The 13,078-nt window shown below is 58.7% G+C and carries 9 protein-coding genes and 1 pseudogene; all 10 read right to left on the bottom strand.

Going from position 1 to position 13,078, the window contains the following annotated elements; translation table 11 throughout:
• Positions 1-212: 212 nt before the first annotated feature.
• Positions 213-1,223: a LacI family DNA-binding transcriptional regulator gene (locus J2T14_RS16760; RefSeq protein WP_307472524.1), complete on the bottom strand. Its 1,011-nt coding sequence runs from the start codon at positions 1,221-1,223 to the stop codon at positions 213-215.
• Between the two features lie 71 nt (positions 1,224-1,294).
• On the bottom strand, positions 1,295-2,116 hold the full coding sequence (iolB, locus tag J2T14_RS16755) for a 5-deoxy-glucuronate isomerase (protein ID WP_307472521.1): 822 nt from the start codon (positions 2,114-2,116) through the stop codon (positions 1,295-1,297).
• Between the two features lie 57 nt (positions 2,117-2,173).
• Complete coding sequence (gene iolG, locus J2T14_RS16750; RefSeq protein WP_307472519.1) at positions 2,174-3,187, bottom strand: inositol 2-dehydrogenase; 1,014 nt, start codon at positions 3,185-3,187, stop codon at positions 2,174-2,176.
• A 109-nt stretch (positions 3,188-3,296) separates the two neighbouring features.
• On the bottom strand, positions 3,297-4,754 hold the full coding sequence (locus tag J2T14_RS16745) for a CoA-acylating methylmalonate-semialdehyde dehydrogenase (protein WP_307472517.1): 1,458 nt from the start codon (positions 4,752-4,754) through the stop codon (positions 3,297-3,299).
• A 47-nt stretch (positions 4,755-4,801) separates the two neighbouring features.
• The gene (iolC, locus tag J2T14_RS16740; RefSeq protein ID WP_307472515.1) at positions 4,802-5,815 is read right to left on the bottom strand and encodes a 5-dehydro-2-deoxygluconokinase; all 1,014 of its coding nucleotides are present in this window, start codon (positions 5,813-5,815) and stop codon (positions 4,802-4,804) included.
• A gap of 3 nt (positions 5,816-5,818) precedes the next feature.
• The gene (gene iolE, locus J2T14_RS16735) at positions 5,819-6,736 is read right to left on the bottom strand and encodes a myo-inosose-2 dehydratase (RefSeq protein WP_307472513.1); all 918 of its coding nucleotides are present in this window, start codon (positions 6,734-6,736) and stop codon (positions 5,819-5,821) included.
• Positions 6,737-6,781: 45 nt separating this feature from the next.
• On the bottom strand, positions 6,782-8,647 hold the full coding sequence (gene iolD / locus J2T14_RS16730; protein WP_307472511.1) for a 3D-(3,5/4)-trihydroxycyclohexane-1,2-dione acylhydrolase (decyclizing): 1,866 nt from the start codon (positions 8,645-8,647) through the stop codon (positions 6,782-6,784).
• Between the two features lie 126 nt (positions 8,648-8,773).
• Positions 8,774-9,026, bottom strand: a pseudogene (locus J2T14_RS16725) (MgtC/SapB family protein); the annotation flags it as partial.
• A 31-nt stretch (positions 9,027-9,057) separates the two neighbouring features.
• Positions 9,058-11,322 carry a glycoside hydrolase family 88/105 protein gene (locus J2T14_RS16720; RefSeq protein ID WP_307472509.1) on the bottom strand — a complete coding sequence of 755 codons (2,265 nt, stop codon included), beginning with the start codon at positions 11,320-11,322 and terminating at the stop codon, positions 9,058-9,060.
• Positions 11,319-13,076: a hypothetical protein gene (locus J2T14_RS16715; RefSeq protein ID WP_307472507.1), complete on the bottom strand. Its 1,758-nt coding sequence runs from the start codon at positions 13,074-13,076 to the stop codon at positions 11,319-11,321. The genes J2T14_RS16720 and J2T14_RS16715 overlap by 4 nt, the downstream gene beginning before the upstream one ends.
• Positions 13,077-13,078: the final 2 nt, after the last annotated feature.

Below are 13,078 nucleotides of genomic sequence, written 5' to 3'. Positions count from 1 at the left end.
GGGGAGCTATGTTGGATTTTTCGCAGTAACTTTGAGCGTTTGACGGCATTTTGAGTACAAAACAGAGGTATATGTTGCGAATATCCAATATAGCACTCGATATAGCGGCGAGACAGCCTAAAGTTACTGCAATGATCCAGTATAGCCACTTCGCACATTCCACGCCATGAACGAACCCTTCGTTCAACAGTTTTGAGACAGCATCGTTGCAATCAAGATATCTCTGCCTGCAGCGCCATCGAAGACTGCCGGATGGACAGCTCTGGACGCAGCACAATTCGCTCGGGTCGCTCGCCCGGCCGCCCGATCTTGCGGACGAGAAGCTGTACGGCTATCTGCCCCATCTGTTCGATCGGCTGGGCTATGGTCGTAAGCGGCGGATCCGTAACCGAAGCGAGCACCGTATCGTCGAACCCGATAATCGAGCAGTCATGCGGAATACGAATCCCCATTTCTTTGGCCGCCTGGAGAGCGCCTATCGCAAGCAAGTCGTTGCAGCAAAATATCCCCGTCGGAGGATGTTCCCCTCGCATCAGCGCCAGCGCGCTTGCCTTGCTTTCTTTAATAGCGCTGCTCAGCACAAGCGCAGGGTCGAGCGTTATACCGACAGCTTCGAGCGCCTGCTTGAACCCGCGCACTCGTTCCCTGCTGCTGCTGATCGAATCCTGCTCGGCCAATACGGCGAGACGGCGGTGGCCGAGCGCGATGAGATGCTCCGCCGCCGCGGCACCGCCCGCATAGTCGTCCACGACAACGGACGGAACCTCGACGGAACGAAACTCCCTTGCAAGGAACGCGATCGGAATGCCGCCGTGCAACAGCGGATCCAGCACCGACAGTTCCCTGATGCCTGTGCCGATAATGACTCCGTCCACGTTTTTCTGCTGCAGCAACGCGGCGTAGTGCCCTACCTTCTCGTCCTTGTTATCGGTGCTGCATATAAAGACGCTGTAGCCGTGCCGCTGCCCCTCATCCTCGACCGCCCTGGCGATTTCGGCAAAGAAGGGATTCGAAATGTCCGGCACGAGCAAGCCCAGCGCGTAGGTCTTCTTGCCCGTAAGAGCAGAAGCGATCATGCTCGGCTTATAGCCCATGCGCATCATAATGCCCCTAATTTCTTCACGGCGTTCTTTGCTGATCTTGCCCTTGCCGTTAATCACGAGGGATACGGTAGCAATGGACACGCCGGCTTCCTTGGCAACATCGTAAATAGTCGCTTTCATGGTTCCGTTCCCCATTCGCTTGTAAGCAGTATTATTTCCATTATGCGCGCTTTGGAGACCGCTTTCAATGGCTATCTCGGCGCCGTCGGGGTTGGCATCAGCCATGCATGCGCAGGGTCGTTGTAAAACTTCCATATTCGTTTCGGTCCGGCCATCACATTCAAATAATAGACATCGTAGCCGGGCGGCGCCGAAACGGGATGGTACCCTCTCGGCACGAGCACCGCCTCGCCGTCGTTCACGGCAAGCGTCTCATCCAACGAGCGATCATCGGTGTATACGCGCTGAACCGCGAAACCCTGCCCCGGATTCGTATGATAATAATACGTTTCCTCCAGCAGCGATTCCTCCGGCAGGAAGTCCCGCTCATGCTTATGGGGCGGATAGCTCGACCAATGACCGCCGGGCGTGAACACCTCGACGACGAGCAGGCTGTCCGCAGGCTGGCTTTCCGGCAATATATTATGGACCAGCCGCGCCATATTGCCGCTGCCCCGATGTTCTACGCCTACATGCGCAGGCGCGATGAGACGGGCTTCGTGCCCGCCTTTGCCTGGCGCGAGGCATACGGCAAGCTCCAGATCGGTCAGCGCAGTCAAGTTATAGCTATCGTTACTTGGCACGTAAACCGAATAAGGCGGAATTTGCTCGAATACGCTCATACGCTCGCCGATGCCGCTCCAGCGCTGTGCGTTCGTCGATACGTCCGCCTTGCCGCTCAGAAGCACCAAGCAGACTTCTTGTTCTCCCGTTGCACGGCGAAGCGTTTGCCCCGTGACCAGTTTGAACACTTCAAAGCCGACGTATTCCCAGCCCGCCGACTGCGGCGTAATCGATAGGACGCAGCCGTCCGGGCCGGGATCCGGCCTTGCCGGTACGATTAGATCAACCATCTTCTTAAGCCTCCTCGCTATCGCTCTCTTATTTGACAAGCTTGCGTTGTTATCGGATTATGCCAGCCCGCTTAGCTTGACCGGTCTGCCCAGCTTGACGGACTGCTTGGCAGCCATCGCAATGAGCTCGGCTTGCAGACCGTCGAAGCCTTCGACTGGAAGCGGCCGGTTATGAAGGACGCTGTCGATGAACATTCTCGTCTCCTCGACATATGCCTCGTTGTAGCGCTCCAGGAAGAAATGCAGCGGCTTGTCGCGAACGACGCCCGCTTCGTCGCTGACGACGACCGTATTCGGGTAATCGTTGTCGGCGGATGCGGCGCCCTTGGAGCCGAATACTTCGACGCGCTGATCGTAGCCGTACGCGGCGCGGCGGCTGTTGTCGATGACGGCGAATGCGCCGTTTGCGAACGTCAGCGTCGTAATCGCCGTATCAAGGTCGTCATATTCGGCGAATACCGGATCGACCAGCACTCCGCCTTGTGCGAACACGCTCTCAACCTCGCTGCCAGCCATGAACCTAGCCATATCGAAGTCATGGATCGCCATGTCCATGAAGATGCCGCCGGATACTTTAATGTATTCCGGACTAGGCGGGTTCGGGTCGCGCGACGTGATTTTGACCAAATGCGTCTCGCCGATGCGGCCCTGACCGACAAGCTCGCGCAAGCGCTTGAAGTTATGGTCGAATCGCCGGTTGAAGCCGATCTGCAGCTTCACGCCCGCTTTCTCGACGGCATGAAGCGCCTCTCTCGTACGATTAACGTCCATGCTGACCGGCTTCTCGCAAAAAATATGCTTTCCCGCTTCCGCAGCCTGCACGATAAGCGGCACATGCGTATCCGTCGACGAGCATATAAAGATTGCGTCGATATCCGGATTTCCGATCAATTCGGTGCTGTCCGTCGTTACGATGCCGATGCCGCGTGCGCTTGCCCATGCCATCAGCTCCTCGCTGGCGAAAAGATCGCTGATCGCGACGACTTCCGCCTCCGCCATGCGGAGCAAATTATCGGCATGAATTTTGCCGATGCGCCCCGCGCCGATAATGCCTACTCTAACCTTGCTCATGCTGCCGCTCCTCTCCCATTGGGACGGGAAGCCATTCGGCTTCGCGCCCTTCCATCGCTATATGCTTGCTTTGCTAAGCTGTAACCTTCTTCTATACCTCTCGGCTCGCCTACCAGCGGGCCGTCACCATTTTTTTGCGCGTGTAGAACTCGACGCCGTCCGTGCCGTTGGCATGGAGATCCCCGTAGAACGATTCCTTCCAGCCGGAGAACGGGAAGAACGCCATCGGCGCCGGAACTCCGAGGTTGATGCCGAGCATGCCTGCGTCGATCGTCTCGCGGAATTGGCGGACGTTACTGCCGTCCTTCGTGAACAAGCAGGCGCCGTTCGCGAACGTGGAGCGGTTGGCAATTTCGATCGCTTCTTCGAGCGAGGAAGCTCGCATAACGGACAGCACCGGCGCAAAAATCTCGTCGCGCCAAATTTTCATCTCGCTGCTTACGTGGTCGAAAATCGTCGGACCGACGAAATACCCGCTTCCGCTCGCAGCGGCGTCCTTGCGGCCGTCACGCAGCAGCGTCGCGCCTTCCTGCTCGCCCGCCTCGATGTAGCCGAGCGTCCGATCCTTGTGCGAACCGCGAATGACCGGTCCTAGGAAAACGCCATCCGCAAGGCCGTTGCCGATCGTAATCGCGTCTGCTGCCTGCTGCAGCTTACTGACGAGCGCGTCGGCAACGTCGCCGACTGCAATGACGACCGCGCAAGCCATGCAGCGCTCTCCGGCCGACCCGAAGGCCGCGTTTACGATTTGGTTAACGGCACCGTCAAGATCCGCATCCGGCATGACGATCGAGTGGTTTTTCGCGCCGGCCAGCGCTTGTACTCGTTTGCCGTTAGCCGTTCCCGTTTTGTAGACGTACTCGGCTACCGGCTGCGAACCGACGAAGGAAACCGCGGCGACGTCGCGATTTTCCAAAATACCGTTGACCACGTCATACGCGCCATGAACAATGCTTAGCACGCCCGCCGGAAGCCCCGCTTCCGCGAACAGCTCGGCGAGCCGGACCGCAAGCAGCGGCGTCCGCTCCGACGGCTTCAGCACGAACGCATTGCCGCATGCGATGGCGAGCGGAAACATCCAGCACGGCACCATCATCGGGAAGTTGAACGGCGTAATGCCGCCTACGACGCCGATTGGGTAGCGGTACATGCCGGATTCCAGATTGGAAGCGATATCCGGCAGCTGCTTGCCCATCATCAGCGTCGGCGCTCCCGCCGCGAATTCTACGCATTCGATGCCGCGCTGCACTTCCCCGTAAGCTTCCGTGTAGCTTTTGCCGTTCTCCAGCGTAATAAGCCGCGCCAGCTCCTCCCAATGTTCGACGAGCAGTTGCTGGTACTTGAACAGCACGCGCGCACGGCGCGGCACAGGCGTCCGGCTCCAGCTCTGGAACGCCTTTTTGGCCGCGGCTACCGCTTCGTCCAGCTCCTCTCTCGACGAGATCGGCACATGGGCCAACACCTCTTCCGTTGCCGGATTGTAGACCGGCTCCGTCCTGCCGGAACGGGATGGCACCCATTGCCCTCCAATGAAATTATTCAACGTTACGACGTTTCCGTTCGTCATTGATCGTTCCCCGCTTTCGTATAAGTTCGGTTGTCTAAGTTGCTCGTTTATATCGTGATCTCGCCTCTGAGGCAGCGTTCGATGTAGTCGTGAACCTCCGGCGCCTTCGGCATCGCATCCGAGCAGCTATGGCTGGAAATCACGATGCAGGCCGCTGAGCTGCCGAACTCCATGCTGGCACTGATGTCCCAGCCCTGCATCAGTCCGTAGAGGAAACCGGCGGCATAGGAGTCGCCCGCTCCGAACGTCTTGACGACCTTGGCCGGGAAGCTTCTTGCCCGGTGCGAGGCGCCGTCCTTCGTATAGGCAATCGAGCCGTCCTTGCCGTGTTTGATTATGACGATACCGGCGGAATGGCGGAACCACTTGGCTGCCGTCACATGATCGTCCCGCTCCGGATTGTTCCCGAGGCGCTCCATCATGTCGAACTCTTCCCGCGTGCCGATAATGATGTCGCACTTCTCGGCTGCCAGGTTGTAATAAACGGCCGTCTCCTCGTCGGAAGTCCATGTATAAGGACGGTAATCAAGGTCGAAGGCGATAACGACCCCATGCTGCTTCGCATAGTCCAGCGCTTGGAACACCGCTTCGCGCGACGGACTCTTGGCTAGCGCCGTGCCGGAGATAAGCAGCATTTTGGCGTCTGCAATAAGCGCCTCCCGCACTTCTCCCGCCTCCAGCTTCAAATCCGCAACATTGTCCCGATACATCAAAATGCTGCAATCCGTCGGGCTTTTAATTTCCGTAAACGCAAGCCCCGTAACGGCCCCCGTCCGGTCTACGGTCACGCTGGAGGAATCAATGCCTTCCTTATTCAGGTAGCCGGTAATGAAACGGCCCATCTGGTCATCGGCGACTTTGCCGATAAACGCGGTTTTGAGTCCCAGCCGGGACATGCCGATCGTAATGTTCGCCGGCGAACCGCCTACGTATTTGGTGAAGGTAACCGTTTCCTCCATGGGCCGGTTAATTTCATTGGCGTTCAGATCGATGCACAGACGGCCTATAGCCACGAAATCCAGCGGCTTCGCCGCATCAAACACGACTGCATTATTTATCATCGTCTACTCCTTCCCGCGCTCTGCTTCCAGCAGGGCGCCGATATATTGCAGCGCGTTCCGCGCATAATCGTAAGGCGGGTGAAGCGCAGGATCCTGCTCGCCTTCGAGCATCGCCCAACCGTCATAACCTCTGCCAACCAGTTCCGCGATAATCGGCGCAAAGTCGATGCAGCCGTCGCCCGGCAGCGTGAAGACGCTCTTCCGAATGCAAGTCACGAAGTCTGCTCCTTCCGCCCGCGCCTCGTCCAAAACCGCCGGACGGACATCCTTCAAATGGATATAGGCGATGCGGTCGTAATGCTTGCGAAGCACCTGCAGCGGATCGGCTCCGCCATAGAAGGCATGCCCCGTATCGTAAAGCAGCCAGACGAGCGACGGATCGGTCAGCTCCATGAGACGATCGATTTCCTCCGGCGATTCCACGACCGTCCCGCCGTGGTGATGATAAGCGAGCTTCATGCCGTATTCGCGGGCAATGCTTCCCGCGGCGTTCAGCCCTTCCGCCAAGCAGCGCCAGCCGTATTCGTCGAGGCGAAGCACCTCCTTCTCGTTCGGCGTGCGGCGCGGATCGAAATGAAGCGAGCCGCCGACCTCCGCCGTACTGATGACGGTGCTGCCCATCCCGCTCAGAAACCGGACATGCTCGCGATAAGCCGCCAGCTCTTGTTCCCTATATGCCGGATCGGACAGCAGCACGGACTTCCATTGCGATACGAGCTTAATGCCGCGGGCATCCAGCTCCGACTTCAGAACAGCCCGGTCTTGCGGATATTTGCGTCCCATTTCCGTGCCTGTTAATCCCAGTCTTTGTATATCGTCCAAAATCGTCTCGTACGTTGTATCCGCCCCATGTTCGCGGACATCCTCCCCAACCCAGTTGATGGGATGTATGCCGATTTGGAATGTTTCTTTTCCCCGCATGCCGATCTCCTCCTCGCTATGCTGACCCGTCTCTTTCACTTTTGTTTACAGCTCTCTAGCCTTGCCGATTTCCTCTGCCATGGCGCGATGCGCCGCCTCTACCTTCGGACTAACGGATACGGCCGGAACCTCGACGCGCCACCACGATTCGTACCCGGACGTGTTCGTGCCGGGCAGCACCTTGATTTCGATCAGCGTCGATACCGTTTCCATCCTTGCTTGCAGCAGCGCTTCATGGAGCTGCTCGGCCGTATGAACCGTGTAGGCGCGTGCGCCCAAACTGCGTGCATGCGCCGCAAAATCCATCGGCATATAGCCTCCGCTCAGCTGGCCGGCAGCAGAATCGCGGAAGCGGAATTCATTGCCGAAACCGTCGCTGCCCTGCCCTCTTTGCAGGTTGTGAATGCATTGAAAGCCGCTGTTGTCGAATAGAAGCACCGTCATCTTCATCCCTTCCTGCAGGCTGGTCACGAGCTCGGAATGCAGCATCAAATAACTTCCGTCCCCGACGATCGCATAAACGTCTCTGTCGGGCTCCGCCAATGCCGCGCCGAACGCGCCGCTGACTTCATAGCCCATGCACGAGAATCCGTATTCCATGTGGTACGTTTTCGGTTCAGCCGGACGCCACAGTCGATGCAGGTCGCCGGGAAGGCTGCCTGCCGCCGCAACGATAACATCGGACGACTGCAGCGTTTCATTAATGACGCCGAGCGCTCTCGTCTGGGATAATCCCGCTTCGTGCTCGGATGTATATAGCCGGTCAACCTCGCGGTCCCATTCGGCCTTAAGTCCGGCAAGCTCGCCGGCGCCGTAGCCGCTCATGTAGTTCATCTCGGAAAGCGCGCCATGCAGCGCGACGAGCGCTTCTCTCGCATCGGCCGTAACCGCCGTGCCGCTCAGCTTCGCCGAGTCGAACGCGCTGACGTTGATGTTGATGAACTGCACGTCCGGGTTGTCGAACGCGGATTTGGACGATGTCGTAAAATCCGAATAACGGGTGCCGACGCCGATAATGACGTCGGCTTCCTTAGCCAACCGGTTGGCAGCCAGCGTACCCGTTACGCCTACGCCGCCCATGTTCAGCGGATGATCCCAAGGCAGTACGCTTTTGCCCGCCTGCGTCTCCGCAACCGGTATGCCGAATGAAGATGCGAACGTCTCAAGCTCCGCCGTCGCTCCGCTGTAATGAACGCCTCCGCCCGCGATCAGCAGCGGCTTGCGCTTGCCGGCCAGAAGGCCCGCTGCCCGCCGGATCGCATCCGGGGCAGGAGGGCGCCGGTCAATCAGATGTACTCTTTTGTCGAAGAAAGCTTCCGGATAATCGTAAGTCTCGGCCTGCACGTCCTGCGGCAGCGCCAGCGTCACGGCGCCCGTCTCCGCCGGATCGGTCAATACGCGCATCGCTTGAAGCGCCGCAGTCATTAATTGCTCCGGGCGGACGATCCGGTCCCAGTACCGGCTTACCGGCCGGAAAGCATCGACTGCCGATATCGTATAATCGCTTGGATTCTCAAGCTGCTGGAGCACCGGATCGGGCTGCCGGCAGGCAAAGTTATCCCCCGGAAGCAGCAGCAGCGGAATCCGGTTCACGGTTGCCGTACCGGCCGCCGTCACCATGTTCAGCGCTCCCGGTCCGATCGAGGACGTGCATGCGTATATTTGCTTGCGGTCGCTTTGCTTGGCGAACGCCGTTGCCGCATGAGCCATGCCTTGTTCGTTTTTGCCTTGAATGAACGTCAGACTCCCCGGACTCCGCTCTAAAGCTTCGCCAATGCCCGTCACGTTGCCGTGACCGAATATGCCCATAACGCCTCTCACGAATTTCGTTTCTATTCCGTCGACCGATACGTACTGGTTGTCGAGAAACCGAAGCAATGCTTGAGCCATCGACAATTTGACCGTCCCCATCGAACTCCCACCTTTACTTTTGGATTAAGCGCTTTACCTTCTAAAAAAATATATATGCTCTAACGAGCTGATGTTTTCCACCTCGACGGAAACGACGTTTTTGAGTCGCCGCATCTCCTCGTATACCGAGTTCAGGCCTGAGATAACGTCGTTATTCCCCCTCAGGATAACGCCTGCGCCGCCAGGCGCATCGGGTCCATGTTGGTCATGCCGGGATGGGCAGCGCGGTCGCCGCTTCGATCGATACCATCGTGATCAGAGAGCTTGCGACCGAGATGACCATGCTCGTCTAGATGCCGAGCGGTGTATGCCTAAGCTGCCGGTCGACCCCGCTCAACAGTCCAAGCACCAAATCGGCGCCTAGTTTTAGTGCGAACAATGATTATTACCCCTCCCGGGGAGCATTCTCCTTAAGTTGCATGCACCCCTTGGCCTGCGCTTCTAGAGCCTGCGCTAAGCGCTTCCTTGAGGTTGTTGATTTCTACCCCCGCCAGCATCATGATGCCGATGCCGTGATTGTCGTTCACGACCGTGCGCAAGTCGTACATATAGTAATCCGGCGAGAAGGAGTACCGGGATCCGCTGCATACGCCGTGCACGTTGCCCGAACGGTCTATAGCGCCGCCCGTCAAGCCGCGCCATGCCTTCAGCGCCGCATCGGCATAACGGCGTTCGCCGTCAAGCCAGCCGTAACGGACGCCGCGGGCGAAGGCGTAAGCGAACATCGCGGTGCAAGACGCTTCCTCGTATGCCTCCGGCTCGTTCAGCACCTGCCTCCACAATCCCGACCCGCTCTGCAGGTCGGCGACTCCCGCGCACATCGTCCGGTAGAAGTCCAGCAACGCGTTGCGGTTCTGATGATCCACCGGCAGATGCTGCAGCAACTCCGTCAAGGAGAACAGCACCCAGCCGTTGCCCCGGCCCCAAGGCACTCTTGTCGCCTGACCGTACTTGAAATCGTACACATGCGACATGATCCGCTCGTCCTCCATGAAGAGGTAGCTCCGGAACAGAAGAAACTGCCGCGCCGCCTCGTCCATCGCTTCCGGCTTCCCGCAAGCCACGGCATAACGAATCAGGAACGGCGCGCTCATGTAAAGATCATCCGCCCAGAGCGTATTGTCGAAATATTCGCCTTCGCTCAGTCGATAGAAGGCATGATCCTCTCTCCGTTCCAGCTTCTTCAGCATGAAATCCGCGATTCTTTCGGCAATGCGCAGGAAAACATCGTCTCCCTCTTGCAAATACGCTTCAAGCATCGCGGAGCCGAACGAACCGCAGTTGTCCAGCATCCGCATCATGACGAGCTGATGATTGACACTCGGGAAGCCGTACTGGATGCGGTCCCATAAGGAGTAATCGTACATATCGGTACAGCTCCGAATATGCGCCAGCGCATAGTCCGACAGCTCGCTTCGATTCAAAACCTTTGCGGTTCGCAGCACGCCATACATCGTAACGCCAAGCGGATAGTCCCAACGACCGAAGTTGGTGGCCGTTCCGGTCGTCCATTTGTTGCTCAGCATCGCGTTCTCGTAGAACGGACGGACACGGGTTTGCGGAGCGTCCAGCTCCCAATAAGCGAAGCCGCTCGGACGGCCGCCAAGATCGACGGAAGGCAGCAGCGCTGACATCCGGCATATTGAAGACGGAGCCAGCCCCTCATCTGCGCCTATCGGTCCTGCATACAGCCAGGAACCGCCGTTGCCATGCACTTGTACCGGCTGCTCGAACGCGAGCGGCTTGCCGTCCGCCAAAGCGTCCGCTACGAAGCCCCAGCCTTGCCCGCTGCTAACGGTACGAATCAACAAATTCCCGCTAGCTTGATCAGGTCTCAGATTTGCGCGGAACGGACCTGCTTCGGCAATGTCCAGCACGAGCTCTCCGTCGATCCAGACCGAAGTCGGCCCATATGCCCGCCCTTCGAGCACGAGTGACCCGGCTCCCGTAATCGGCAGCTTCGTCCAACCGTAACCGGCGAGCGTTGTCTCCGGCCGACCAAACAGTCGCTCCATGTTCGGCAACGCCGTCTCCTCTGCCGTCCACCGCACGCGAGGCAGCCAGCTCAGGCCGGTCTCCTCCTCCGTTCCCAGCTCGCGCGGGAATGCCTCTTCTCCATAACAAGGCGTCTTCACCGGCGCCGAATACACCCACCCTGCGCTTCCCGCTCGCTCCGCGAAAGGAGCAAGCACGTTCAGAATGCGAACCTTCGCCTCGTCGGCGCCGAAGCGGCAGCCGAAGCCAGCAGGCGTCCGCCGCGCTTCGATCAGAACGGTGTTCCAGCCCTTCGAGAACAGCATCGGGATGACAACGCGCGCATCCGGCTTCATTTCTTCCACGGCGGACGTCCGGAACAGCAGTTCTCCGTTCATGTACACTTTGATGGGGCCAAGCGGCTCCAATACGCTATCGATGGAACGCTCATTATCGCTCCATACGAGTCCGTAGACGTAAGCGTAATCGCCGTTCGCCGCTTGCGGCAGCCGGGAGGCAAGCTCCATATCGTACAGTCCTTCTTCGTTTTGCAGAATACCCTGACGCGAAAAGGAGCGAAAGGCGAAAGGGATCTGCGGATTGGCACCCACATACCGGCCTGCGAGCAGCTCCAGAATGCGGCGCTCGTCCTCGCCGAAGACGTATCTGGCGCTTTCTCGCGCTTCTATATATACGGTCATTGTCCGCCCCCCCTTTTACCGTCCGCCGGGGAAAGCCGAATATGAAAAGTTCGGTCATACGGCGTCAGCACGTTGACGACGAGCGTCTGGCAATCCGCCGGGAATGCGGCTCCGCGAATCGAACGAGCTCTGTGCTCATGCGCGCCGCCATCCACCTCGATCCACTCGTTGCCTGCCGTATACCGTACAGTGCCTTCCTTCCAGTATTGCGTGCCCGTCTCCGCAGGAGCCAGTTCGCCCCCGGCAAACGCCCCTTCCTTCCCGAATACGAAGGAAACTTGAGTCAAGAGCACGTCCGGCAGATCGCATCGAACGCGCAGCCGCCAGCCATCCAGCGTTTCGGTCAGCTCGATATGCACATGATGCTCCTGCAAATGGGTGACCTCGCGCAGCTGATGCGGCAGCAAATACCAAGGGCTGACGGAATCGCCGGCGGTCACGGGCAGCCGTTCGCCCGCAATCGGACCATAGTAGCCTTTCGTTTCGGTCCCGGACAACAAGTAGCCGGTTGGAAGCTGCGCCAATTCGTTCATCTTGATGAAGCCTGGCTCGAACGAGCTGCTGACCTGCACGCCAAGCAGACGCGCATCACCATGCCGAATCGCGAAAAACGAATTGGTTTCCGTCATGACCGTAACGCTCGTCTTGCCTTCCCGCTGCCGCGCGACAGGAGCGCCGAACTCGGGGTGAAGGCGGCTATGAAAAATTTTGCCGCCGTGACCCGCGGCTCCCATCCCGCTTAAATAACGAGCCCGTGGAAATTGTCCGTTAATAACGACGCGGTATTGGTCTGGCAGGCTGCCCCGTTCGACGGTGGACGCTTGGAGCTCCGGATACAGCAAATATCCGATAAAACCGTTGTTTGAACTCGCGTCCGGGCGATCCAGCGCTTCTCCTCCAAGCGCTGCCATGGCGGCAAACAACGGATCCCGGTCGCGATGCGCCATTATGCTGGATACTTGAAAATAACTCGACATATCGAACTTGTGCCCAAAGTCCTGCCGCCCGGAATAGTCGGTGACGACTTCGCCGTCAGGATGAATCAGGTAAGCCATCATCCGCAAGTTGCGTCGAACCGGCTCCAGCAATTCCGGCCGGCCCAGCAGCTCGGCCGTATGGAACAGCATGATGTCGCTTACGCCGTTATAGATGCCGTTGCTCCGCTCCGTCCATTCTCCGTCCTCCGTGCAATCGATCCCTTCCGCCAGCCATTGATCGGCGCGGGCGATCAGCTTCTCATTGCCGGTCAGCCTATGCACGAAAGCGAGAGCGGCTGTTAACACCCACCGATGATTCGGCGTATGGCAGCCGCCGGTCAGGAGCGCCGGCGTCGAGCGCTCCAGGAACGTCCGAAGTTTTGCGCGAATGCCCTCAAGCGCCGACCACTCATGCCTCTCTAACAGTTCAAGCTGCTGGGCGATCCCGACGACCGCGAAGGCGGTATCCGGCGGCGAGTGCATATTCGTCCAGCCCGGCGATATGCTGCCGTCCCCGTGCTGCATGCGAACGATAAAGGCCGCCGCCAGCTCCAGTCGCTCCCGAAGCAGCTCGTCATGATAATAGCGGGAGTCTTCGCATACGAGGGCGCATGCCCATATCGTCATCACCGCCGTCGTTCCCGTATGGGTCGGCCAAGCGATGCCGTTATCCTGGTCGGCCACGCCGCCATAGAAGCGGCTGCCGCTGTCCATTATTTGATTGTCGATTCCTTGCGTCACCCAGCCATCGTTGACGGCAACCAGCTTCTTATACATCG

Origin of the sequence: Paenibacillus harenae (assembly GCF_030812415.1) — a bacterium.
Taxonomy (GTDB): domain Bacteria; phylum Bacillota; class Bacilli; order Paenibacillales; family Paenibacillaceae; genus Pristimantibacillus; species Pristimantibacillus harenae_A.
The sequence above is the reverse complement of the archived record's forward strand: the minus strand, read 5'-3'. Positions and strand labels throughout refer to the sequence as shown.